Consider the following 22580-nt stretch of genomic DNA (forward strand, 5'->3'; position numbering starts at 1 on the left):
AACGTGCCGGGCGGCCTGTCCCCCTGGCCGCTCACCCGTGGTTACGACGTGCGGCCGGGTGCCATGGTTCCAGTCGGACCAGCGTTTCCTCAAGATTCGGCAAAACGCAGTGCGATGACCGACGGGCGCTGCTTGATCCGGCGCGCGAACGGCAGCAGGGCGCTCAGCGGCCGGCGCCCGCCCTGGGGGTACACCTCGCGCACGTCGGTGACCGCGGGGTGGGCGCCGGCCAGCTTGCCGCGCTCGTCCGCGTCCATGCCGAACGGCATCGGCGGCGCCTGGTAGTACCGGTCCCGCAGCTTGCCCTCGACGGCCCGCCGGCTGAACCAGCGCGGCACCGCGTCCAGCACCAGGGCCCCGCCGGGGAAGCGCTCGGCGCAGGCCGCGATCAGGTCGCGGACCTCCTGCGGCCGCAGGTACATCAGCAGCCCTTCGGCGGCGATCAGCACCCCGTTCGCCGGATCCACCTCGTCCATCCAGCCCGGGTCGGTGGCCGAGCGGGCGACGATCCGGTGCCGCTCGTCCGGCGGCAGCAGCCGCTCGCGCAGCGCGGCGGTCTCCGGCAGGTCCACCGACAGCCAGTTCGCCCGGCCGTTGTCGACCCGCCAGGCCTGCGTCTCCAGGCCGTCCCCGAGCCCGACCACGGTGCCGCGCGGGTGGCGGGCCAGGAAGTCGGCCACCTCACGGTCGAAGCAGCCCGCCCGCAGCGCCTGGAGCTGGCTCACCAGCGCGCTCTCCCCGAACCGCGCCGCGAACGGGTAGTCGATCCGGCCCACCAGCTCGACCGCCTTCGGATCCGGCAGCACGCTGTCGGGCCGCCGTGCCTCCACCGCCCGGTGCCACAGCGTCCACAGCGCCGTCTCCGGCACCGGCCCCAGCTCCGGCCGCTCCCCGCCGCCACTCATCGCTCACTCCTCCGGAGGTGTTCCCGTCGCGTTCCCGTCATGGGCATGAACCCGCCGATTCTGACACCCCGTCCGCACCTCCCGTTCCGCCGACGCGCCGACCGACACGTACGGCGGCGGCAGCTCCGGGAGCCGCGCGGCCCGCGCCCGGCACCGACGAACCCACGGATCGGAATCCGGCAGAATGACGGCCATGGCCGAAATCCGGAACACCAGGACGACAGCCGCCGAGTCCAAGCCCCCGCTGACGGCCCACCCCCTCGTCGAACGAGTCACGCGGGAGGCGACGCAAGCGGCCTGATGTGTCATCAAAGTCAGATTCTCCTGACAGGCGCCAGGTTCTCGGTTCACCATGGACACCCCTGCAAATCTCGCGACCCGTGCAGAGAGTGGGCCGGCATGTCGCTACGGTTCATCGCAAAGGACCCGAACTCGCCGGACGGCGACTCGCCGACGGTGTGGGTGGACGAGGAGAACAACGACCTGGTGTTCCAGGGTTGGAAGGCCGACGCCACCACCATGGCCGAATGCCGGAAGGTCGGCAACATCCCGGACCACGAAGGTGTGTTCCGAGTGCCCGCGCGTCTTGCGCAGGCGATCAGGGAGGCTTGCGATGTCGCAGAACGGAACACGGATTGACGAGTTGCTGAGGCGTACTCGGCAATCTGCCGTCCACCTGGAGATGCGGGACGGCTACATGCAGGAAGATCCGGCCCTCCATGCCTGGCGGGCCGGGCATCGGCTCGACCCCGACGACCGGGCATCCTGGTGGCGGCCGTGGCTGGACGTGATCGCCGAGGCGACCGGCCGAGGCGTCCGGATCCGGCGCGCTCGGATCGTCTCCGAGCCGGTGAGCGAGTACATCCGGTACGAGTACGACGTGACGTTCCCGAACGTTGCGGCAGGTGAACAGGTCCGCTGGCTGCCGAGGCGCGATGCATCGACTCTCGCGCTGCCCGGCAACGACTTCTGGTTGTTCGACGGCAGGCTGGTCCGCTGGGGCCACTTCTCCGGCGACGGGGACTCCCTGGGTGGCGAACTGACCGAGGACCCAGCGGCGGCCCGGCTCTGCGCCGAGTCGTTCGACGCGGTGTGGGACCGGGCCGTCCCACACGACGAGTACAGCGTCTGACCAACGGCGAGAAGGCACTGAACAGCGGATCCATCACCCATGTCATACACGCCGTCGTCAAGCGTTGTCGCCGCCCGCAAGGCCGTGGCCTCACGTCTCCGAGATCTCCGAAAGGACGCCGGCCTCACGGGCAAGGGGCTTTCGGAACTGTGCCGCTGGAATCCGTCCAAGACCTCTCGTCTTCAGGACGGGAAGGCTGCGCCGTCCGAGGCCGACATTCGGGCCTGGTGTCATGCCTGCGATGCTGACGACCAGACGGATGAACTCATCGCGGCGTCCCGGGCCGCCGATTCCATGTACGTCGAGTGGCGGCGAATGGAGCGTTCCGGGCTCCGTCAGGCCCAGGATTCGGTATTCGGTCTCTACCAACGCACGCGATCGTTTCGTGTCTACGCCAGCCGAGTTGTGCCGGGCATGGTCCAAACCCGTGCCTACACGACGGCGGTCCTCGACGCCGTGCAGCGGTCCCGCGTCACGCTGGATGACGTAGCGGCGGCAGTGGACGCCCGCATGGAGCGCCAGCGGATGCTGTTCTCGGGCGGACGGACTTTCGCACTGATTGTCGAAGAAGGCGTCCTGCGGAGTGCCGTGTGCGACTCGGACACCATGACCGGCCAGCTCGGACACCTGATCACGATGAGCAAGCTGGCGACCGTCAGCCTCGGCGTGATCCCCCTGACGACGGACCGCAACCGGTCGCCGGCTGAGGACTTCTACATGTTTGACGATGTCCAGACCTCAGTCGAACTCGTCTCCGGCTACCTGAGATTGACGCAACCGAACGAGGTCTCCATGTACGCCCGAGCCTTCAATGAGCTGTCAGCCATGGCCGTGTACGGGGTGAATGCCCGCGCGTTGATCACATCGGCGATCAACGCTCTCCGGTGATCCGCTCGCAATAAGTCGCAAGCTTCTGGAGGGTGGCTCACTCGGCTCTCTAACGTCTGATCCGTAGCCGCCCGAACCGAGCGGAGGGAGACGGCGATGAGCGTGCCGCGAGTAGCGCAGGCCTCCGAGCTCCAGCCCCGCCAGGGGCAGGCTCCTGCAAGGCAGTGCGCCACCGAAGAGAGAGGTACGAACCATGGCCGTTGCGCTCGAAACGCCCACGGAGACCAAGTTCCGCGACCCCCGCGCGCTCCTCAACGCGGTCCGGCCGTACGTCAAGGAGCTGACGTACAACGTGTTCGAGGGGCCCGGCAACACCGGAGACCTGTACGACCGGGAGATCGCGCTGTTGCTCCGCGACAACACCATGGTTCGCAACATGGCTGAGCGGATCCTGGACAACGCCATCGCGTACACGATCACCGCCATGGAACACCCGGAGGTGCACCTGGGCGTCGGCAAGGTCGTGGACACGGGAGTGCACCAGCTCCTGTTGGACACGCCCGTGTACTTCGCCATCTGCGCGGCGTACAACGCCGGGCAGTACAAGCACCACGCCCCGCTGATCCAGCGACGCGGCGACGGCATCGTGATCCGTACCGCCGAGTTCCTGCGCGGCAACGGCTTCGACGCTGACGAGGAGCTGTGGGCGATCGACGGGGCGAACTGTTCCCCGTGCGACGACAAGGTGCCCGACAGCCACTGATCGGGCGCCAGGGTGCCGCCGCCCCTCCCCGGGGCAGCGGCACCGACCCGCCAACTCCTCTTCAAGGGAAGTCCGTTGCCCGCACAGCATGACATCGAATCCGAGCGCGAGCTCTGGGACACGTACGCATCCGGGATCAAGGACGACGTGTTCGACGCCGGGCCCGATCTCCGCTGGACCCAGTACGCCGGCCACGGGCCCGGCCCGGAACTGCTCGGGTCACCGGCCAGTGCCCTGGAGCTCGGCTGCGGCACCGGGCGTGCGCTGGCCGCGCTGGCGGAGCAGGGTGTGAAGGTGACGGGTGTGGATCTCTCGCCGGTCATGGTCGCGAGGGCCGCCGAGCGTTGGGGACCTGCCGGGGTGCGGGTCCACTGTGCCGAGGTGCTGAACTACCTCGGCAGCACCGACGAAACGTGGGACGCGGTGTACTCGGTGTTCGGAGCGGTCTGGTTCACGGACCCGCTGAGGCTGCTCCCCCTGATCGCCGCCCGGCTCAATCCCGGTGGCGTCCTGGTCTTCTCCCAGCCGCCCGCCATCCCGGGTGCCTACGGCCCGCAGGGCATGTACAAGGGTGGCTTCGCCGGGAGGGCTCTCTACACGTACCGCTACTCCTACACGCCGCGCAGGTGGGCCGGTCTGCTGCTGCGGAGCGGGTTCGATTCGGCGGAGGCCCGCGTGCTCGACGCCCCGACCGACGGGCACATCGGAACGCTGATCGTCTCGGCCGGGACGCCGGGCCCCTCGGGAGGGCTCAGCCGATGCTGAAGGCGCCGTCCGGCGGGGGCGGGGAGTCGGTGGCGTCGGCGTCCGTGACCGGGGCGGTGCGGCCGACCAGGGCGGCCAGGTCGTCGCCCTCGGTGAGGCGGGCCGGGAAGATGTCGCCCGCGAGCAGCCGGGTCAGCTCGGCCACCGGCAGCGGCGCCGTCGATCCGGCCAGCAGGATGTTGCCGTACCGGCGGCCGCGCAGCACCGGGGCCTCCGCCACCAGGCAGACGTACGGGAAAACCGCCCGCACCGTCGCCGCCTGGGCCTTGGCGAAGGCCAGCGGCGGGCCGTCCGCCAGGTTCGCCGCGTAGCAGCCGCCGGGGCGCAGCGCGGCCGCCGCCAGCCGCAGGAACTCGGCCGAGGTGAGGTGGGCGGGGGTGCGCGAGCCGTGGAAGACGTCGGCGATCACCAGGTCCTGCGAGCCGGCCGGAGCGTCGGCGAGGGCCGCCCTGGCGTCGCCGACGGTCGCGGTGATGTCGGCGCCGGGGCCCTGCCAGGGCAGGTGCCCGGCGACCAGGTCGAGCAGTGGTCCGTCCACCTCCGCGACCCGCTGCCGGGAGCCGGGGCGGGTGGCGACCAGGTAGCGGGGCAGGGTGAGCGCGCCGCCGCCGAGGTGCAGCACGTCCAGCGGCTGACCGGCGGGGGCGAGGGCGTCGGCGAGGTGGCCGAGGCGCCGGGTGTACTCGAACTCCAGGTGGGTGGGGTCGGCGAGGTCCACGTAGGACTGCGGGGTGCCGTCCAGGGTGAGCAGCCAGCCACCGTCCCGGTCGAGGTCGGGCATGAGCTTGGCGAAGCCGAGGTCGGTCTGCCGGCCGACCGGCACCGGCTCGTCGTGCCCCTCATGGCCGGGCGAGTCGTCCGCGTCGTGCCCCTCGTGCCTGTCCGAGTCGTGCGAGTCGTCCGAGTCGTGCCCCGAGGTCACGCGTGCTCCCCGACCGGCCGCACGTCCAGGTACGCCGCGAGCCAGTCGTCCAGCTCGGCGAAGACCCGGGTGCGGGCCTTCTCGCCGGACAGCACGAGGTCGTGCATGCCGCCCTCGATCCGGACGATGGTGACGTGCCGCCCCAGCCGCGGCCCCTGCGCGGCGATGTCGTCGGCGCGCAGCACGGCGTCGGCGTGGTGCAGCGCGTTGTGCCACTTGGTGGTGGAGACGGACCTGGTCGAGGCCATCAGCAGCACCGGCACGTCGATCCCCAGGCCCCGGTGCAGCCGCCGGTGGCCCTGGTGGATCGCCGACAGCCATCCCGCGTACAGCGGGAAGCTCTCGGGGCGCTTGAGGGTGAGGTCGAAGTCCCACTCGCCCTGGTGGTCCTTGTGCAGGCTGTGGGTGTAGTGGGGGTTGAGCGCGGACGGCAGGACCCGGGTCGGCGCCAGTCGCCCGAGCGCGGTGACGGCGGGCCCGCCGAGCGTGCGGACCGCGGGCGCGGCCGGCATCGACAGGAACGGGCTGTTCAGGAACAGCCCGTCCACCAGCCCGCGCCCGGCGCGCCGGCCCGCCCACAGCGCGCCGATCAGGCCGCCGGTGGAGTGCCCGTTGAGCAGCAGCTGCCGGTGCCCGTCGGTCTCCCGGATGATCCGGACCGCCGCGTCGATCTCCTCGTCGTACTCGGCGAGGTCGCGCACGAAGTTCGGCGACTGGTGGGGGCGCAGCGAGCGCCCGTACTTGCGCAGGTCGAGGGCGTAGAAGGAGAACCCGAGCGCGGTGTAGTGGTCCGCGAGGTTGGTCTGGAAGAAGTAGTCGTTGTACCCGTGGACGTAGAGCACGGCCCGTTCCGCCCCGGGCACGAGCCTGCGCACGAGCGTCGCGCACACGGCCCCCTCCTCGTCCGGCCGCAGCGTCAGTTCGGCCGCCTCGTAGGGGGCACCCAGGATGTCTTCACGGAACTCCATGGACCCGACTGTACTGGCTCCGCCCTGCTCCGCCCCGGCGCCGCCGACCTGCTGGGATGTGATGATCGCAATGCTTTCGACTCCGGTCGGGGCGGGCTCCCTGGTGCGCACCGGCGCGGGGTGGCCGCCCGCGCCTCCTGGCAGCTCCCTCGTGCGCCTGCTGTGCGCCGGTGGTTGTGTGGAACGCTTCCCGGACAGACCAGGCGAGTTGGGGAGTTTGCATGCAGCACGGGCATTCCGATCCGTCGCTCTACCGTTCGGCGGCCGAGGCGATCGCCGCGCCGCCGGAGCGGCTGGCGTACGTGGCCGGGTTCGACCGGTCGGGGCAGCAGCCGGACGCGTTGCTCAGCGTCGACACCGATCCGGCTTCGGCGAGCTACGGGAAGGTGCTGAACTTCGCCGAACTGCCGACACTGGGCGACGAGTTGCACCACTTCGGGTGGAACGCCTGCTCCAGCGCCCTCGCCCACGCCTGCCACGAGAACCCGGAGCGGCGCTACCTGCTGCTGCCCGGGCTGCGCTCCTCCCGGCTGCACGTGCTGGACACCCGCCCCGACCCGGTGCGCCCGCACCTGGTGAAGACGATCGAGGCGAAGGAGCTCGCCGCCAAGGCCGGCTACTCGCGCCCGCACACCCTGCACTGCGGTCCCGACGGCGTGTTCCTCTCCTGCCTGGGCAGCGCCGAGGGCGACGACGGCCCGGGCGGGGTGGCGCTCCTCGACCACACCACCTTCGAGGTGCTGCGCGCCTGGGAGACCGAGCGCGGCCCGCAGAACTTCGCGTACGACGTCTGGTGGCACCTGGGCACCAACGTGGGCATCACCAGCGAGTGGGGCACCCCGTGGATGGTCGAGGACGGGGTGGTGCCCGACCTCCTGCTCGGCCGCAAGTACGGGCACGCGCTGCACTTCTGGGAGCTGGACTCCGGGCGCCACCTCCAGCGGGTGGACCTGGGCGACCAGTACCAGATGGTGCTGGAGCTGCGCCCGGCGCACGACCCGCAGGCGGAGTGGGGCTTCGCCGGGGTGGTCACCAACGTCGAGGACCTCTCCTCCTCGGTCTGGCTCTGGTACCGGGACGGGCCGGCGTTCACCGCGCGCAAGGTGATCGAGATCCCCGCCGAACCGGCCAAGGCCGAGGACCTGCCGCCCGCGCTGCAACCGTTCGGCGCGGTGCCGCCGCTGGTCACCGACATCAACCTGTCGGTGGACGACCGCTGGCTGTACGTCTCCGCGTGGGGCACCGGCGAGCTGTTCCAGTACGACGTCTCGGACCCGTTCCACCCCCGGCTGGCCGACTCCGTGCGGCTCGGCGGGATCGTCGCCCGCACCCCGCACCCCGCCGAGCCGGACCGTCCGCTGAGCGGGGCGCCGCAGATGGTGGAGATCAGCCGGGACGGCCGCCGGGTGTACCTCACCAACTCGCTCTACGGCGCCTGGGACGACCAGTTCTACCCGGACGGCATCGAGCCCTGGATGGTCAAGCTGGACGCCGACCCGGAGGCCGGCGGGCTGAGCGTCGACGAGCGCTTCTTCCCGCACGGCGCCGACTTCCGGGGCCTGCGCGTCCACCAGACCCACCTGGCGGGCGGCGACGCCTCCTCCGACTCCTACTGCTTCCGCTGAGCGCCCGGGGCCGGACACCGCACCGGACACCGGGCCGGCCTCACCGGAACAGCGCCTGGTCGAACCGCACCTGCGTCGGCGGCAGCCCCGCCGCCGCCAGCCGGGTGCGGACGGAGCCGACCATGCCGACCGGGCCGGTCACGCAGGCCAGGTGCTCGCGCCAGTCGCCGGCCGCCGCCACGGTGTCGGCGAGTTCGCCGACGGTGACCGGGGTGACGCTCAACCACGGCTTGTGCGAGCCGAGTTCGGCGAGCGCCCGCCAGTCGTAGAGGTCCGCGCGGTCCCTGGCACCGACGAACAGGTGGACCCGGCGGCCGGTCGGCCGGTGGGCGGCCTGCTGCTCGACGATCGCCTTCATCGGGGCGAGGCCGGTGCCTCCCGCGACCAGCAGCAGGTCGCGGGCGTCGCCGTCGGGCAGCAGGCTGCCGCGCGGCGGGCCGAGGCGCAGCCGGTCGCCGACCCCGGTGTGCTCGACCAGCGCGGCGCTGACCCCGCCGGGGCCGGTGCGGCGGACGTGGAGCTCCAGCTCGTTGTCGGCGCGCGGGGCGCAGCCCATCGAATACTGCCGCCAGGTGTGCGGCAGCGCCGGGTGCTCGACGGTGCCGTACTGCCCGGCCAGGTACGGGTACGGCTCGCCGGTGCGCACCCGCAGCACGGCGAGGTCGGGACGGCGGCGCTCGTGGCCGGTCACCACGGCGTGCCAGTACGGGGGTTCGGTGAGCGCCGAGTCGGCGCCGGCGACCATCGCGCCGACGGCGAAGCGCAGCATCCGCACCCAGGCGCCCTCCAGCTCCTCGGTCCAGCGTTCGCCGGCCCGGTGCCGGACGGCCGCGCACAGAGCCTCCTCGAAGGCCTCGTAGTGCACCGGCCGGACGCCCAGCTTCCGGTGGTCCCGGCCGAGTTGTCGCAGTGTCTGCTCCAGTTCGGCGGGGCGGTCGAGGTGGTCGATCAGGTGGTGGAAGATCCGTTCCAGGTGGAGCTGCTGGAACTCCATGGAGGCGGGGAAGAGCGGGCGCAGATAGGGGCGGTGGCTGAACATCACCGCGTAGAGGTGGTCGATCAGGTCGGCGAGCGGGGAGATCAGGTCGAGGTCGCGCCGGATCAGGTGCTGGTCGGCGGCGCCGTCGTAGCCGCCGTCCTCGCCGTACGCCCCGTGCGCGCCGTACCCGAAGTCGCCGCCGGCCGAGGCGGACGGGGCGAGGAGTTGGCGTCGCAGGCGCATCGCGTGATGGCGGGCGATCAGGCGGTCGTACTCGGCGGTGGCGGGAGAGACGGCGGTGGCGGTGCCAGTGCTCATGCTGCTGCTGTTGTCCATGTCCCGCCCAGTGAACTGCCGACCCGTCGAGCGCGAGAAGGGCCGATCGCCCCGGACGGACCCGGGACCTTCGACCCCTTGCGGATGTGACGGTCGTTACGCGACGGTGTTCGGCCGCCGCCGCGCGCGGCAGGGCCGACGAATCCGCCCGGAACGCCGGAAACCGGTGGTGACGCGGGCGCCGCAACCGATGCCAGGGCCGGCCGCGGGACCGACGGAAGGGTGCCCCACGTCCCGGCGCTCTCCGCCACCAGGACCCGGGGCACCGCCGTCAGGCTCCGGCCCGGCGCGCCTCCCGACGTTCCAGCCGCCGCTGCCGGCCCTGGCGCAGCGGCTGGTCGGGCAGCCACCCGAAGGTGAGGCAGGCCCCGACCACTCCGAGCATCATCCCGATCAGGAATCCGCCCAGGTTGGAGGTGACCCAGCTGGCCAGCGAGGCCAGCACGGCGAGGATGGAGTAGAACAGCCGCTGAGCCGGGTTGAACAGGATCAGCAGGCCGCACAGCAGCATCACCGCCGGCACCAGGTACCCGGCCATCCCTGCCACCCCGATGTGCAGGATGACGGGCAACGGGGCCTTCAGGGTGAACAGGACCTCGGCGCCGCCGAGCGTGACCAGCAGCCCGCCCCAGAACGGCCGCCCGCCCCGCCAGTCGCGCTTGACCGGGCGTGCGGCCGGGTCGGCGGCGGGGGATGCCTCGGCCTGGACGGGCGTGGCCGCCGTCCCCTCGGCCGCCACCTCCTCGGCCCGTGCCGCGGCGCCCTCGCCGGTGCCGGCCGGTTCCGGTACGGACTCCTTCACGGTCAGCAGCCCGTGGAGCTGAAGCTCAGCCGCAGGTTGGGCAGTTTGAACCCGACGGCGGTGCTCGCGTAGTTGTGCTGGTTCAGGTGGGTCAGCGTGACGTGGTCGGCCTGCTGGCCGAAGACGCCGGGGTTGCCCTTGCCGACGGGGCCGGCCTTGGTGAAGGTGCTGGCGTCGCCGCCGATCTCGATGTTCCTGAACTCCGCGTCACCGGACAGCAGGTCGGAGTCGGTGGTGAGGTCGGAGGCGGTGACGGGGGTCGCGCCGTCGCCCGCGTGGATCACCAGGTTGATGCCGCCGAGGTCGACGCTCTGGCACAGGTTGGTGATCTCGGCCTTCTTGATCGCCGACACCGCGACCAGCACCTGGCCGCCGGTGGAGCCGGCGTTGGGGCTGTCGGGGATCATCGAGTCCAGCGAGCCGAACTGGGCGAAGCCCTCGCCGTCCAGCTTGTCGGCGGTGATGGTGAACGGCATGCCGGAGATGGAGAACTGGGCGGCGAGCACGCCCTGGGCGGTGAGCGCCATCAGGACGCCCCCGGCCGCGACGGCCGGTACGGCCATCAGGGCGGTCCGCTTCATCCGTACCCGGCCCCTTCTCGGCCCGCTCGGCGTCTGTGGGGTGTCGGCCGCCGCGGCGGCGTCCTCGGACATGGCCATGTGTGCTCCCTGTGGGTGGGTGGGTGTGCAGGCACTGGCACGTTGTCCTGGCGCGGACAGCGTTCCCCGCACCGGCCGGGCCGTCCGCCCCTCGGCAGCGGGGCACGTCCGGTCGGCACGCGGTGGGTAACTGGGAAGCTACTGCCCGGTATTGGCCGGGTCAATACGGGTGCACGGAGGATCTTCACCAATCCGCGACCCGCTTCGGCCAGTCCCTCACCCCCAGCCGCTCGGCCGCCTCCGCCGGGCCGAGGAAGGGCGACAGGCAGAACATGCTCAACACCGGCAGGAGGTCCAGGAGTTGTTCGGTCCGGCCGGAGTCGATCCACCGGTAGACCGCGCTGTACACGCCGCCCACCACGGCGTCCACCACCTCCTTGGACTCCAGCCCGCCGGGCAGTTGGGGCACCTCGGCGAAGAACGCCCGGAACCTGGTGAGCAGTTGGGCCCGCGCACGCCGACCGGCCGGCCCGACCGCCTCGACCTCGATCACCGCCATCGTGGCGAACGCGGGCGTTCCCGCGAGCAGTTGGAGCATCACACCGAGCCCCTTCCGGACGGCCCGGCACCAGTCCTGCTCGGCCGCGAAGGCCACCGTCATCCGCTGCACCACCACCCCGGTGCCGTATCGGTGCGCGGCCAGGAAGGCGTCCTCCTTGCCGCTGAACAGCTCGTAGAAGACCGGCCTGGTCACGCCCGCGGCACGGCAGATGTCGCTGATCGTGGCGTGCTGGTAGCCGCGTTCGGCGACGGTCCGCACCAGCCCGTCCAGCAGCCGCTCGCGCTGGGTCGCGGCGACCACGCCCGCGGGCAGCCGGCGCGGCCCCGGCTTGATCGAGCGGGCCGGGTCACGGCCGGTCCTGGCACCCGGCAGCAGGACCACGTCGACTCCGCGGGGGTACTTCCGATCCATCACCAACTCCTGTGTGCTGTCTTGACATTGACGGAAGACCGGGTTTACAACACTGACAGGTTTCCAACCGGCGGGCGAGCAGGCCCCCGCCGGCCGGAACCTCCGGGGGCTCCGTCGGCCCGGGGCGAGAGCCCAGGCCACGGGACCACGGCGGCGCGGGCTCGCGACGGTGGCAGCCGTCCATGCGCCCGCGCGGCACCGCACGTCCCCGACCGAACGGCGCGGTGCCGCGGTGTTCCACGCCGCCGTCCGTACGCAAGGCCGTACCACCGCACCGCCGCACGCCGATCACCGCGTGCGTCGCACCGCCGTACGCCCACCCTCGCGTACGTCCGCACCGCCGTACAGCCGTACCGCACCGCCGTACCGCACGGACGGGCCCGTGGCGCCGGGCCCGCCCGCCCCTCGGCCTGCGCCGAAACCTCCGGTACGACACTTCCGGTACGACACCTCCGGCATCCTCTGCCCCTCCCCCGTCGTGCACACCACCACACCCGCACGTCGGGATTCCCCCACCCGTCCAACGGACGGAGAGAGGTACCCTCATGCGCATCCGTCGCACCCTCGCCACCGCCGCCCTCGCCACCCTCGCCCTCACCGGCGCGGCCGTGGCACCCGCCCAGGCCGCCGGCGCGGTCCTGACCACCGGCAGCCCGACCGGCCCGGCCGTCGCAGTCGGCGACGTGCTGACCGCCAACCTGGTCTCCGGCTCCTTCGCGACCTTCTACAACAGCGCCACCGGGACGAGCGGCATCAAGTGTGCCGCCTCCGCCTTCTCGGCGACCGTCACCTCCAACCCGGCCGCCCCCGGCAGCGCCGTCGAGCGGCTCGACGCCCAGACCTTCGGCTCCTGCACCTCCAACGTCCTGGGCGTCACGGGCGTCAAGAGCATCACCGTCACCAACCTGCCGTGGACCAACACGGTCAGCGACGCCCCGGGCAACCCGGTCAAGCTCACCCCCGGCACGTCCGGCGCGATGGGCACCACCGTGGTGCTCAGCACCATCCTGGGCAGCGTCAACTGCAACTACCAGAGCGCCACCGGGATCAACGGCACCACCTCGAACACCGGCAACACCATCGGCTTCGCCGGCCAGCCGTTCGCCCTGGTCTCCGGCCCGAGCCTGTGCTTCGCGACCGGCTACTTCAGCGCCACCTACGGCCCGGTCGTCGACAGCAGCGTCGCCGGCAGCCCGCTCCTGTTCGTCAACTGACGCCCGGACGCGCCTGAGGGCCCACCAGGCTCGCCAGACCCACCCGGCGTCACCGGGCCCGCCCTGACGACGGCGGCGTACGGCACCCGCACCGGGCCGTACGCCGCTCCGCCGCACCCGACCCCCACCACCGCCCGGGGCCCCGACGCCCACCCCCGAGACAGCGAAGTGACCGGCCGGTAGGGTGGCGCCGCACGCGGACGGCGAACCGGAACGGGGCAGGCGGATGAGCAGCAGCGACGGGCACGGCACGGGCTTCTTCACCTCGGTGGCGGACGCCGCCGACCAGCTGGCCGCCACCGGCTACCTGGCCTCCCCCGCCGTGGCCACCACCGTCTTCCTCGCCGACCGGCTCGGCAAGCCGCTGCTGGTCGAGGGCCCCGCCGGGGTCGGCAAGACCGAACTCGCCAAGGCGGTGGCCGCGATCGGCGACGCCCGCCTCGTCCGGCTCCAGTGCTACGAGGGCATCGACGAGGCCCGCGCGCTCTACGAGTGGAACCACGCCAAGCAACTGCTGCGGATCACCGCCGGCCGCGACGAGGGCTGGCAGGAGGCCCGCACCGACATCTTCGGCGAGGAGTTCCTGCTCACCCGCCCGCTGCTCACCGCGATCCGCGGCGAGGAGCCCACGGTGCTGCTGATCGACGAGATGGACAAGGCCGACGTCGAGGTGGAGGCGCTGCTGCTGGAGGTGCTCAGCGACTTCCAGGTCACCGTCCCCGAACTGGGCACCATCACCGCGAGCCGCCGCCCCTTCGTCCTGCTCACCTCGAACGCCACCCGCGAGCTCTCCGAGGCGCTGCGCCGCCGCTGCCTCTTCCTCCACCTCGGCTACCCCGAGGCCGAGCTGGAGCGCCGGATCGTCCGGCTCAAGGTGCCGGGACTGGACGCGACGCTGGCCGAGTCGCTGGTCAGGGTCGTCGGCGCGCTGCGCGCGATGGAGCTGCGCAAGGCGCCGTCCGTCGCCGAGACCATCGACTGGGCCCGCACCCTGCTGGCCCTCGGCGCCGACACCCTGGACGAGACGGTCGTCCGGGACACCCTCGGGGTGATCCTCAAGCACCAGGACGACGTCCGCAAGGCCGCCCACAAGCTCACCCTCGCATGACCGCCCCGGCCCCGGCGGACACCGCCGCCCGGCTCACCGGCCTGGTCCGCGCCCTGCGCGGGCACGGCCTGCGGATCGGCCCGGCCGAGACGGTCGACGCCGCCGCCGTCCTGGACGTCCTCGGCTTCACCGACCGCGAGCGGATACGGGCCGGCCTGGCCGCCGCCCTGCTGCGCGCGGAGAGCCAGCGCACGGTCTTCGACGCCTCCTTCGACCTGTTCTTCCCGCTCGGCGTCGGCACCCCCGAGGCCGTCCGGGCCGATCCGCCGCCCGTCCCCGACAACCCGGAACCGCCGCGCTTCGGCCGCCCTGACCCGCTGCGCGAGCAGCTGCGCGACCGCCTCGCCGCCGCCCTGGCCGCCGACGACCGGGCCGCCCAGGCCCGGCTGGCCGGCGAGGTGGTGGAGGCCTTCGGCCGGTACGGCGCCCCCGGCACCGACGGCACCGACGGCTGGTCCGCCCAGCAGGCGCTCGGCCGGCTCGCCCCGGAGACGCTGCTCGCCCGCGTCCTCGCCGCGCTGCGCGATCGCCAGGGCGCCCAGGACCTCTCCGACCGGGTGCTCGCCGACGAGATCCGCCGCCGGATCAGGGACTTCCGCGCGATGACCGCCGGCGAAGCCCGCCGCCGGGTCGCCGAACTGCGCGGCCCCGAGCGGATCGCCGAACGCGCCGTCGCCCCCACCGCCGACCTGGTCGACTTCCTCTACGCCGGCCGCGACCAACTCGCCGAACTGCGCCGCACCGTCCACCCGCTGGCCCGCAAGCTCGCCACCCGGCTGGCCGCCCGGCGCCGCCGCGCCGCCCGCGGCGAGATCGACCTGCGCCGCACCCTGCGCCGCTCGCTGACCACCGGCGGGGTGCCGCTGCGCCCCGCGTACCGGCTCCGCCGCCCGGCCCGCCCCGAGCTGGTGCTGCTGTGCGACGTCTCGGGATCGGTGGCGGGCTTCGCCGACTTCACCATGCTGCTGGTGCGGGCGATGAGCGAACAGTTCGGCAAGGTCCGGGTGTTCGCCTTCGTCAACCGCACCGCCGAGGTCACCGGCCTGCTGCGCGGCGGGGACGACCCGGCCCGCCTGGCCGCCCGGATCCTCACCGAGGCGAAGGTGACGGGCTACCACGGCAACAGCGACTACGGCACCGCGCTCGGCGAGTTCGCCGAGCGCCACCTGGACGCCGTCGGCCCGCGCACCTGCGTCCTGGTCCTCGGCGACGCCCGCACCAACCAGCGCGACCCGAACCCGGACGCGCTGCGCCGGATCGCCGGCCGGGCCCGCCGGGTGTTCTGGCTCAATCCCGAACAGCCCTCGCTCTGGGCGACCGGCGACTCCGCCGCGCTCGCCTACGCGGGCGTGGTGGAGATGCACTCCTGCCGCAACGCCCGCCGGCTCGGCGAGCTGATCGGCCGCCTGCTGCCGGTCTGACGCCGGGCCCCGGGCACCGGGCCGGACACCAGGCACCAAGCGGCGGGCACCGCCCTGCGCGGGGCGGTGCCCGCCACCGGCTACTCCGCCAGCTGCGCCAGGAAGTCCAGCAGCGCCTCGGTGACCTCGGCCGGACGCTCCTGCTGCGTCCAGTGCCCGGTGTCCGGCAGCCGGACGTGCCGGTGCAGCCTCGGCGTCAGGTTCTTCAGCAGGTACTCGACCGCCTCCGGCGCGATCATCGCGTTCACCAGGTCCTGCTCGCCGACCACGTACAGCGCGGGCACGTCGATCCGCTGACCGACGAACGCCGTCATCAGCTCGCTGTTCCGGTCGATGTTGCGGTACCAGTTGAGGCCCCCGGTGAAGGCGCGCTCGCCGTGCCGGGCGTAGTCGGCGGCGAACGCGTCGAGGTCCGCGTCGGTGAGCCAGTCCGGCAGGTGGTCCGGCTCCGGGATGGTGTCCAGCAGGGTCTTCCCCTCGGGGACGACCCACGGCCGCGGCTCGCCGCCGGGCTGGAGGCCGCAGAGGACGCGCCGCAGGCTGGACTTCACGTCGGCCCCCAGCTCGGCGTCGGCGCGGCCCGGCTCCTGGAAGTAGATCTGGTAGAAGCCGTCGCCGAAGTTCTCCCGGGCGGCCGACAGGGTGCCGGGCCCGGCCGGCAGCGGCGGCACGCTCAGCCCGGCCACCCCGCGCACCAGGTCCGGCCGCAGCGCCGCGGCGGCCCAGGCCACCGGCGCGCCCCAGTCGTGCCCGACCACGACCGCCCGCTCCTCGCCCAGCGCGCCGATCAGCGCGACCGCGTCGCCGACCAGGTGCAGCAGGGTGTAGGCGTCCACCCGCTCGGGCTGCTCGCTGCGGGCGTACCCGCGCTGGTCCGGCGCGACGACCCGGTAGCCGGCCTCGGCGAGCGGCGCGAACTGGTGCCGCCAGGAGTACCAGCTCTCCGGGAAGCCGTGCAGCAGCAGGACCAGCGGCCCCTCGCCCTGCTCCGCGTAGTGCAGCCGGACGCCGTTCACCTCGGCCTCGCCGTGCTTGATCGCGTCGTTCAACTCACAACTCCCCATCCGGTGAAGACATCCGTTCACCCCGACCCTGCCCGGCTCACCGCCTCCGGAATCCCGTCGGCGGCCGGAGTCCGAAGCGGCCCAGGTCGGAAGACGGCCGGGGCCGGAGTCGGCCCGCCGCCCGGAACGGCCGAGGCCGCCCCGGAACCTCCCGGGGCGGTCTCGGACCGAGCGGATCCGACGCGGGATCAGTTCACGGTGTAGCTGTACGGGATCGCCGCGAGCACCGAACCGGTGGTGTTCAGGACGTTGTTGGCGGTGGCCACGCCGGTCGGTCCCGACACCAGGTACAGCACGCCCCTGACCGTGCTGCCCTTCGGGCCGGCCGGGGTCAGCGTCACCTGGAGCGAGCCGGTGGCACCGGGCGCGACGGTCACCGGGGTGGCGGCCGGGGCCGAGGCGTTCACCGCGGCGGCGTACGGGTCACCGGTGCTGGAGGTCAGCGCCGGGTCGAAGGCCTGGGTGTGCGCGGTGGCCGTGAGGGTGGAGGTGCCGGCCGGCGCGCCGCCGGTGCCGAACGGGCCGATCTGCTGGACGAAGGTGGTCCAGTTCCCGGGGACGACCGGCTGCTCGGCGGTGCCGTTGTCGGTCGCGACCGAGATGGCCGAGCCGTCCTGGGCCTTCTTCAGGTCGCCGAACAGGTCCGGCGATCCCGCGGTGGCGCTCAGCTCGATCTGCGCCGGTGTCGAGGACGCCGCCACGGCCTTGAGCCGGTCGGTGCCCGGCGGCACCAGGAAGGACGGCACCGTGGAGCTGAGGGTCAGTGGCAGGGCGACGGTCGCCGAGGAGCCCTGCGGCACCAGCGGCAGGTCCGCCCTGCGGTCCAGCCGGCCGTCGGCCGCGATCCGCTGGGTCGCGACGGTGTTGTTGGTGTAGTCCACCCGCACGGTGACCGGCTTGCCGACGGCCAGCCCGGTGCGCACGTCGTTCGGCAGCCCGGCCGCCGTGGCCTGGTTCCGGTCGAACGCGACGGTGCCGGTGAAGTCCTGGGCGAGCTCCTGGCCGCTGACCGGGCCGAGCACGTTCAGGACGAACCGCCAGCGGCCGGCGGCCGGCTTGACCGCGGTGGCCGAGACGCCGTCACCGGTGCCGGTCAGCTGCCCCTGGGCGTCGAACAGCCCGTTGCCCTCGATGTCGACCGGGGTGCCGTTCGGGCTGATCAGCGCGCCCTGCATGAGCAGCTTCGAGTCCTTGCCGACGGTCAGGCCGACCCGCAGGTCCTGCCGGCCCTTCGGGACGTCGAAGGCGTACGAGAAGCTCTGCGTCGGCGAGGCGTTGCGGGCGTTGCCACCGGTGACGGTGCCGGTGAAGGTGCCCGTGCCCTGGTTCACCGGGACGAGGCTGCGCAGCGCCACCGGGACGCTGGTGGTGCTGCCGTCGGAGCCGGAGACCAGGACGGCCTCGCTGGAGTCGCCGCTGGCGGCCGGGGTGGTGAGCCGGACCTTGAGGGTCTTGGTCTGGCCCGGCTTCAGGTCGGTGGTGCCCGGGCTCACGGCGCCGGCCGGTACCGCGCGCTGGGTGGCGGTGCCCAGCTGGACGGCTCCGCCGTAACCGGCCTGGCCCGCCGGGGTGTAGAGGACCGCCGTCCACTCGCCGGCCACCGGGTGCGGGACGTCCACCAGGCCGAAGTTCGCCGGGGTGGCGCCGCCCTGCGGGCGGGTGTTGGTCTCGAAGCGGCCCGAGGGGTCGAGCAGCGTCATCCGGACCACCGGGCCGTTGGTGACCGGGTTGGGCGCGCCCTGCCAGGCGATCGAGGCCGCGAGGCGGTCGGCGCCGGCCGGCACGGTGAACTTCACCTGCTTCTGCACCCAGTCCGTGCCGTTGGTCGCGTACTTGAAGGTGTCCTTCGAGGACGGGTCCAGCTGGACGGTCTGCCGGTTGCTCGACTGCGGGACGAAGCCGCGGGTCGTGGCGCTGACCGTCCGGGTGGTGTCACCGGTGTTGGTGACGGTCACGTCGGCGGTGTGGGTCGAGCCGGGGGCGCCGGCGATGTCGATCTGCCCGGTGGTGACCAGGACGGTCTTCGCGCCGTCGGTGCCGTCCCCGCCGGCGTAGCCGCGGGCGGCCTCGACGGCGGCGCGGACGTTCAGCAGGCCCGCGCCCTGCTCCTCGGCTGGGACGCCGAGGTCGGTGGCGGTGCCGGTGAGGAACTTCTTCACCAGCGCCGGGGCCGGCGAGTCGCCGCCGTGGGTGTCGCGGTAGGCCTGGATCACCAGGGCCGCGGCGCCGGTGACGAACGGGGCCGACTGGCTGGTGCCGCCGAACGGCTGGATCGGTGTGGGCTTGCCGTTGTAGCCCGTGCAGTCGGTGTACCTGCTCGGGTCCGGCGTGCAGAGCGCCCAGTCCGACTCGCCCGGCGCGACCAGGTCGACCGTCCGGCCGGCCTGGGTGAAGCCGCCCGAGGAGAGCGCGGAGATCCGGTTGTCGCTCCAGGTCCTGTTCGAGAACCGGGAGGCCGCGTAACCGGTCTGCTGGTAGTTCTGGTTGTCGGTGGAGGCGCCGACCGCGATCACGTACGGGTCGGTGGCCGGGGTGCCGATCGTGCCGCTGATCCCGGCGTCGCCGGTGGAGACCGCGACGGTGACCCCGGCCTTGGCGGCCTGCTCGTTGAAGAGCGAGATGGTGTCGTGCGCGCCGCTGTCCGGGGTGACGTTGCCGCCGAAGGACTCGTTCAGCACGTCCACGTGGGCGACCCGCACCGCGTAGTCGATCGACTGGAGGATCGAGGAGTTGGCCATCATCTCGCCGCCGGCCTTCAGCGCGACCAGGTCGGCGTCCGGGGCGAGGCCGCGGATGCGGATGGTGCAGCCGGCCGGGAGCGGCTGCGAGGAGTTCACGAACTGGGAGACGTCGTAGACCTGACGGCCCTGGGCGATGACCGCCGAGGCGTCGCCGAAGGCCTCCGCCGCGCCGGTCGGCGCGTTCCAGCCGTCGCCCGCGAAGTCCTGGAAGTCGACCACGGCGTGGGAGCCGTCGGCCCGGATGAAGTCCGGGTTGTCCGGGTCCAGTCCGTCGGCGATGTAGGCGACCTTGACGCCCTTGCCGGTGGCCAGGTCCTCGACGCCGGGCTTGCCGTTGCCGGTGACGGCCCGGGTCGAGTAGAGGCCCTCGGGCTCCAGCAGCGGCTTGGCCGGGTCGGAGGGGCAGACCGTGTTGGTCGCGTTCTCCTCACCGCCCTGGCTGTTGCCGACCAGCCCGTTGCCGTTCTGACCGTTGCCGTTCTGACCGTTGCTGCCCGAAACGGCCTGCGGGGCGGCGTCGGCCTTGGCCGCCCCGGTACCGGCGGCGTCCTTGGCCGCCTTCGCCTTGCCCGCGCCCGCCGGGGCGACCTGGACCTGGGTGTCCGCCACCACGGCGGAGACCGCCGGGTCCGCCTGGAGCCGGTCCCGCAGCGCGGGGCTGACGGTGGCGGAGAAGGCGTTGCCGACCACGAAGCTCTTGATGTCGGTGCCGCCGGCCGCCCTGACCTGCTTCAGCAGCGGTGCCTGCGCGTCGGCGGTCTTCTGCTGCCGGGCGCCGAGGTGGCCGTGGTCGGCCGGGGCCTCCGCGATCTGGTCCTTCAGGATCACGATCACCGGCACCGGGGCTTCCGCGGACGCCGTCGGGGCGTTCCGCGGTGCGGGGGCCGGAGCCGCGCCCGCGGCCGTCCCGAGGCTCAGGACCATGGACGCGGCGGTGATGGTGACGGCACTTGCTAGCTGGGTTTTCCGCCAGCCGATCATATAAATCCTCTCGTCAGATGACAGCTGACGCATTCCAACGCACCTGAGAGGATCACGACAAGGGGGTAAATCCCCATCAGAAAGTAAAGTTGACCATCAGTCAGTAAAATCCACGAAGGAAATCGGGCCGAATCCGCATCTTTCAGCCGATCGGCCCTTTCCGCGCCCGGCCGCTCCCCTGGTCGGCACCCGGCCGACCGGTCAGTACCCGGCCAGCCGCTCCTGGGCGTCCGCCAGGTCCTCGTCGGTGGGCGCGTCGTCCTGGGTCAGCCGGTGGCGCCAGTAGCCGGTGAAGTCGATGGACGCCTTCGGCACCCCGCGCTCCTCGACCAGGTGACGACGCAGCGCCCGGACGGCTCCCGCCTCGCCGGCCAGCCAGGCGAACGGCCGGCCCGCGGGCAGCCCGGCGGACCTGACGGCGCCTGCCAGCACGGTGCCGGGGGCGGCCCCGTCGCGGTGCAGCCAGTGCACGACGAGGCCGTCCCCGCCCTCCAGCGGCTGCCGCTCGGCCTCGTCCGCGACCTCGACGTACGCCAGCGCCGGCACCCCGGCGGGCAGTGCCGCGACCAGCGTCGCGATCGCGGGCAGCGCGGTCTCGTCCCCGGCCAGCAGCACCCAGTCGGCCGCCGCCGCGGCCTCGGCGAACGGCACCGGCGGGGCGTACAGCGCGGAGGGGCCGACCATGCCGAGCCGGTCCCCGGGCGCGGCCCGCAGCGCCCAGGCGGTGGCCGGTCCCGTGCCGCCGTGCAGCACGAAGTCGATCTCCACCAGCCGGCTGCCGGGGTGCCGGTGACGCAGGGTGAAGCTGCGCAGCAGCGGGCGCTCGGCCTCGGGGACGGCCAGGTAGGCCCGGTACCAGCCCATCGGGTCGTCCTGCCGGGCGGGCAGCACCGGCTCGCGCTGCCCGGGGCACGGGAAGCAGAGCTTGAGCTGCTGGTCGGGGGCGGTACCGACGGTGTCGGGCAGCTCGTCGGCGGCGAAGGTGATCCGCGTGGTGCGCGGCGTGATCCGGCGGACCTCGACGACCTCGGCGAAGGTGACGGGCAATGTCATCGCGAAACTCCTTCGGTTGGTAACCTTACGGCATAAAGAGTTGCCGCCGCGGCGATACTTTACGCCATAAGGAGATGCCGGATGACCGTCTACGCCGGGCAGGGCGACGCCCATCGCTCGCTCGCCCTGCTCTGGGGTGCGCCCGAGGAACCGCGCACCGGACGCAGCGGCCCCAGGCCGGGTCTGAGTGTGGACGCGATCGTGTCCGCCGCCGTCGCGGTGGCCGACGCCGAGGGCATGGCCGCGCTGTCGATGCGCGCCGTGGGCGAGCGGCTCGGCCGCACCGCGATGGCGCTGTACACCTACGTGCCGGGCAAGGCCGAACTGCTCGACCTGATGCACGACCGGGCACTCGCCGAACTCCCCACCGGGCAACCGCCGGCGGCCGGCTGGCGGGAGTCCGTCACCGCCTGGGCCGAGGGCCTGTACGCCTGCTATCTGCGCCACCCCTGGGTGCTCCAGGTCTCACAGGCCCGCCCGGTCCTCGGCCCGGCCGAACTCGCCGCGATGGAGGCGCTGTTGGGCGCGTTGCGACCGGCCGCACTGGCGCCGCCGCGGCTGCGCGGGGCGGTCGCCGCGCTCTGGCAGTTCGTCCGCGGCCTGGCCGCCACCACCGCGGACGCGCGCGGCGCGGCGGCCGCGACCGGCGTCACCGACGAGGAGTGGTGGTCCGCCCGGTCCGCCCGGCTGGCCGAGCTGGCACCGGACTTCGCGGAGCGCTTCCCGCTGCTCGTGGCCCTGCGGAGCGAGGGCGGCGGCGCCCCGGAGGACACCCACCGGGAGGCCTTCCGCACCGGCCTCGCCGTCCTGCTCGACGGCATCGAAGCGGGGGCCCCACAAAGGGCCTGAGCACGGGCCTGCGAAGGAGCCTGAGCACGGGACGGGCCCGGCCGTGTGGGTGACACACGACCGGGCCCCGCCGCGTCCACCCGCTCACTCGTGGGCGCGGCCGCGGGCGTAGGTGTACGAGGCCAGCAGGATCCGCCAGGCCACCTCGATCTCGTCCCGGTCGCGCGGGCCGAAGAGCAGCAGGGTGTTCTGGATCGGGTGCGGGATCCCCCAGCCCGCGTCGGTGACGTGCTTCTTGGTCGCCGGGGGCAGGGTGAGGTGCACGCTGCCGTCCTGCGGCGGGTGCTGGTGGGCGAACTCCCGGCTCTGCCGGATGAAGGCGTCGTCGGGCCCGGTGCCGAACTCGGGGGCCAGGTGGATGGCGCGGGCCTCGGGGTAGGGCACGTGGGTCGGGGCGAGGTAGACGCCGCTGAGCGACCGCATCCGCTGCCAGAACTCCTCCTGAAGCGGCGTCGGGGCGATCTGGTCGAGCTGACCGTGGGGCACCGGGCCGCGGGTGCGGGGGGCCGGTCCGGGGCGGTCGGGAAGGTTCAGCAGGGACATCGCTTTCCT

At 72.9% G+C, this 22580-nt stretch carries 21 protein-coding genes; 10 read left to right on the forward strand and 11 right to left on the reverse strand.

Features of this window, described 5'->3' with window-relative positions:
- Positions 1-89: 89 nt before the first annotated feature.
- Complete coding sequence (locus tag ACZ7C5_RS28010) at positions 90-905, reverse strand: class I SAM-dependent methyltransferase (protein WP_401090319.1); 816 nt, start codon at positions 903-905, stop codon at positions 90-92.
- A 399-nt stretch (positions 906-1304) separates the two neighbouring features.
- Between ACZ7C5_RS28010 and ACZ7C5_RS28015 the strand changes: the two genes are divergently transcribed.
- The 5 genes from ACZ7C5_RS28015 (at position 1305) to ACZ7C5_RS28035 (ending at position 4393) form a co-directional block, all read left to right on the forward strand.
- Entirely contained in the window at positions 1305-1544 is a 240-nt protein-coding gene (locus tag ACZ7C5_RS28015) for a hypothetical protein (RefSeq protein WP_401090317.1), read from the forward strand.
- Positions 1519-2037, forward strand: coding sequence for a DUF6879 family protein (locus ACZ7C5_RS28020; protein ID WP_401090315.1), 519 nt, complete (start codon positions 1519-1521; stop codon positions 2035-2037). Before ACZ7C5_RS28015 ends, ACZ7C5_RS28020 begins: the two co-directional genes overlap by 26 nt.
- Before the next feature lie 39 nt (positions 2038-2076).
- Positions 2077-2925 (forward strand): helix-turn-helix domain-containing protein, encoded by an 849-nt coding sequence (locus ACZ7C5_RS28025; RefSeq protein WP_470323683.1) that lies wholly within the window; start codon positions 2077-2079, stop codon positions 2923-2925.
- Between the two features lie 193 nt (positions 2926-3118).
- On the forward strand, positions 3119-3628 hold the full coding sequence (locus ACZ7C5_RS28030) for a hypothetical protein (RefSeq protein ID WP_470323684.1): 510 nt from the start codon (positions 3119-3121) through the stop codon (positions 3626-3628).
- A gap of 75 nt (positions 3629-3703) precedes the next feature.
- Positions 3704-4393: a class I SAM-dependent DNA methyltransferase gene (locus ACZ7C5_RS28035; protein WP_401090309.1), complete on the forward strand. Its 690-nt coding sequence runs from the start codon at positions 3704-3706 to the stop codon at positions 4391-4393.
- On the opposite strand, the gene ACZ7C5_RS28040 is transcribed toward ACZ7C5_RS28035, so the two are convergent.
- Both ACZ7C5_RS28040 and ACZ7C5_RS28045 read right to left on the reverse strand, forming a co-directional pair.
- A complete protein-coding gene (locus ACZ7C5_RS28040) occupies positions 4380-5174 on the reverse strand; it encodes a spermidine synthase (RefSeq protein WP_470323743.1) in 795 nt (264 codons plus the stop codon). The genes ACZ7C5_RS28035 and ACZ7C5_RS28040 overlap by 14 nt on opposite strands.
- A 137-nt stretch (positions 5175-5311) precedes the next feature.
- Positions 5312-6283: an alpha/beta hydrolase gene (locus tag ACZ7C5_RS28045; protein WP_401090307.1), complete on the reverse strand. Its 972-nt coding sequence runs from the start codon at positions 6281-6283 to the stop codon at positions 5312-5314.
- A gap of 221 nt (positions 6284-6504) precedes the next feature.
- Here ACZ7C5_RS28045 and ACZ7C5_RS28050 point away from each other — a divergent pair, with 221 nt between their 5' ends.
- On the forward strand, positions 6505-7908 hold the full coding sequence (locus tag ACZ7C5_RS28050; protein ID WP_401090305.1) for a selenium-binding protein SBP56-related protein: 1404 nt from the start codon (positions 6505-6507) through the stop codon (positions 7906-7908).
- Between the two features lie 40 nt (positions 7909-7948).
- Here ACZ7C5_RS28050 and ACZ7C5_RS28055 read toward each other — a convergent pair whose 3' ends face one another.
- From ACZ7C5_RS28055 to ACZ7C5_RS28070, 4 genes are all read right to left on the reverse strand, one after another.
- Positions 7949-9205 (reverse strand): globin domain-containing protein, encoded by a 1257-nt coding sequence (locus ACZ7C5_RS28055; RefSeq protein WP_401090303.1) that lies wholly within the window; start codon positions 9203-9205, stop codon positions 7949-7951.
- Between the two features lie 289 nt (positions 9206-9494).
- Positions 9495-10025 (reverse strand): DUF6114 domain-containing protein, encoded by a 531-nt coding sequence (locus ACZ7C5_RS28060; protein ID WP_470323685.1) that lies wholly within the window; start codon positions 10023-10025, stop codon positions 9495-9497.
- Between the two features lie 2 nt (positions 10026-10027).
- Positions 10028-10684, reverse strand: a complete 657-nt coding sequence (locus ACZ7C5_RS28065) for a DUF6230 family protein (protein WP_401090299.1) — start codon at positions 10682-10684, stop codon at positions 10028-10030.
- A gap of 184 nt (positions 10685-10868) precedes the next feature.
- Positions 10869-11597, reverse strand: a complete 729-nt coding sequence (locus ACZ7C5_RS28070) for a TetR/AcrR family transcriptional regulator (protein WP_401090297.1) — start codon at positions 11595-11597, stop codon at positions 10869-10871.
- Between the two features lie 545 nt (positions 11598-12142).
- Between ACZ7C5_RS28070 and ACZ7C5_RS28075 the strand changes: the two genes are divergently transcribed.
- The 3 genes from ACZ7C5_RS28075 to ACZ7C5_RS28085 all read left to right on the forward strand — a co-directional run bounded on the left by ACZ7C5_RS28075 (position 12143) and on the right by ACZ7C5_RS28085 (position 15340).
- Positions 12143-12811 (forward strand): Tat pathway signal sequence domain protein, encoded by a 669-nt coding sequence (locus ACZ7C5_RS28075; protein ID WP_401090295.1) that lies wholly within the window; start codon positions 12143-12145, stop codon positions 12809-12811.
- Between the two features lie 226 nt (positions 12812-13037).
- A complete protein-coding gene (locus tag ACZ7C5_RS28080) occupies positions 13038-13919 on the forward strand; it encodes an AAA family ATPase (protein ID WP_401090293.1) in 882 nt (293 codons plus the stop codon).
- Positions 13916-15340 carry a VWA domain-containing protein gene (locus ACZ7C5_RS28085; RefSeq protein ID WP_470323686.1) on the forward strand — a complete coding sequence of 475 codons (1425 nt, stop codon included), beginning with the start codon at positions 13916-13918 and terminating at the stop codon, positions 15338-15340. The genes ACZ7C5_RS28080 and ACZ7C5_RS28085 overlap by 4 nt, the downstream gene beginning before the upstream one ends.
- An 80-nt stretch (positions 15341-15420) precedes the next feature.
- On the opposite strand, the gene ACZ7C5_RS28090 is transcribed toward ACZ7C5_RS28085, so the two are convergent.
- The 3 genes from ACZ7C5_RS28090 to ACZ7C5_RS28100 form a co-directional block, all read right to left on the reverse strand.
- Positions 15421-16389, reverse strand: coding sequence for an alpha/beta fold hydrolase (locus ACZ7C5_RS28090; RefSeq protein WP_401090290.1), 969 nt, complete (start codon positions 16387-16389; stop codon positions 15421-15423).
- Between the two features lie 203 nt (positions 16390-16592).
- Positions 16593-19985 (reverse strand): S8 family serine peptidase, encoded by a 3393-nt coding sequence (locus ACZ7C5_RS28095; RefSeq protein ID WP_470323687.1) that lies wholly within the window; start codon positions 19983-19985, stop codon positions 16593-16595.
- A 342-nt stretch (positions 19986-20327) separates the two neighbouring features.
- Positions 20328-21179, reverse strand: coding sequence for a siderophore-interacting protein (locus ACZ7C5_RS28100; RefSeq protein ID WP_470323688.1), 852 nt, complete (start codon positions 21177-21179; stop codon positions 20328-20330).
- An 81-nt stretch (positions 21180-21260) separates the two neighbouring features.
- On the opposite strand from ACZ7C5_RS28100, the gene ACZ7C5_RS28105 reads away from it, so the two are divergent.
- Positions 21261-22028, forward strand: coding sequence for a TetR/AcrR family transcriptional regulator C-terminal domain-containing protein (locus ACZ7C5_RS28105; protein ID WP_401090284.1), 768 nt, complete (start codon positions 21261-21263; stop codon positions 22026-22028).
- 84 nt (positions 22029-22112) lie between these two features.
- On the opposite strand, the gene ACZ7C5_RS28110 is transcribed toward ACZ7C5_RS28105, so the two are convergent.
- Positions 22113-22571 (reverse strand): luciferase domain-containing protein, encoded by a 459-nt coding sequence (locus tag ACZ7C5_RS28110; protein WP_401090283.1) that lies wholly within the window; start codon positions 22569-22571, stop codon positions 22113-22115.
- Between the last annotated feature and the right edge of the window lie 9 nt (positions 22572-22580).

It is taken from the genome of Kitasatospora sp. NPDC036993, assembly GCF_055607525.1.

Bases quoted from the DNA above. Each gene is read 5' to 3' on its own strand.
- ACZ7C5_RS28010 (WP_401090319.1), bottom strand. From the start codon at position 905: ATGAGTGGCGGCGGGGAGCGGCCGGAGCTGGGGCCGGTGCCGGAGACG.
- ACZ7C5_RS28015 (WP_401090317.1), top strand. From the start codon at position 1,305: ATGTCGCTACGGTTCATCGCAAAGGACCCGAACTCGCCGGACGGCGAC.
- ACZ7C5_RS28020 (WP_401090315.1), top strand. From the start codon at position 1,519: ATGTCGCAGAACGGAACACGGATTGACGAGTTGCTGAGGCGTACTCGG.
- ACZ7C5_RS28025 (WP_470323683.1), top strand. From the start codon at position 2,077: ATGTCATACACGCCGTCGTCAAGCGTTGTCGCCGCCCGCAAGGCCGTG.
- ACZ7C5_RS28030 (WP_470323684.1), top strand. From the start codon at position 3,119: ATGGCCGTTGCGCTCGAAACGCCCACGGAGACCAAGTTCCGCGACCCC.
- ACZ7C5_RS28040 (WP_470323743.1), bottom strand. From the start codon at position 5,174: ATGCCCGACCTCGACCGGGACGGTGGCTGGCTGCTCACCCTGGACGGC.
- ACZ7C5_RS28045 (WP_401090307.1), bottom strand. From the start codon at position 6,283: ATGGAGTTCCGTGAAGACATCCTGGGTGCCCCCTACGAGGCGGCCGAA.
- ACZ7C5_RS28050 (WP_401090305.1), top strand. From the start codon at position 6,505: ATGCAGCACGGGCATTCCGATCCGTCGCTCTACCGTTCGGCGGCCGAG.
- ACZ7C5_RS28055 (WP_401090303.1), bottom strand. From the start codon at position 9,205: ATGAGCACTGGCACCGCCACCGCCGTCTCTCCCGCCACCGCCGAGTAC.
- ACZ7C5_RS28065 (WP_401090299.1), bottom strand. From the start codon at position 10,684: ATGGCCATGTCCGAGGACGCCGCCGCGGCGGCCGACACCCCACAGACG.
- ACZ7C5_RS28070 (WP_401090297.1), bottom strand. From the start codon at position 11,597: ATGGATCGGAAGTACCCCCGCGGAGTCGACGTGGTCCTGCTGCCGGGT.
- ACZ7C5_RS28075 (WP_401090295.1), top strand. From the start codon at position 12,143: ATGCGCATCCGTCGCACCCTCGCCACCGCCGCCCTCGCCACCCTCGCC.
- ACZ7C5_RS28080 (WP_401090293.1), top strand. From the start codon at position 13,038: ATGAGCAGCAGCGACGGGCACGGCACGGGCTTCTTCACCTCGGTGGCG.
- ACZ7C5_RS28085 (WP_470323686.1), top strand. From the start codon at position 13,916: ATGACCGCCCCGGCCCCGGCGGACACCGCCGCCCGGCTCACCGGCCTG.
- ACZ7C5_RS28100 (WP_470323688.1), bottom strand. From the start codon at position 21,179: ATGACATTGCCCGTCACCTTCGCCGAGGTCGTCGAGGTCCGCCGGATC.
- ACZ7C5_RS28105 (WP_401090284.1), top strand. From the start codon at position 21,261: ATGACCGTCTACGCCGGGCAGGGCGACGCCCATCGCTCGCTCGCCCTG.
- ACZ7C5_RS28110 (WP_401090283.1), bottom strand. From the start codon at position 22,571: ATGTCCCTGCTGAACCTTCCCGACCGCCCCGGACCGGCCCCCCGCACC.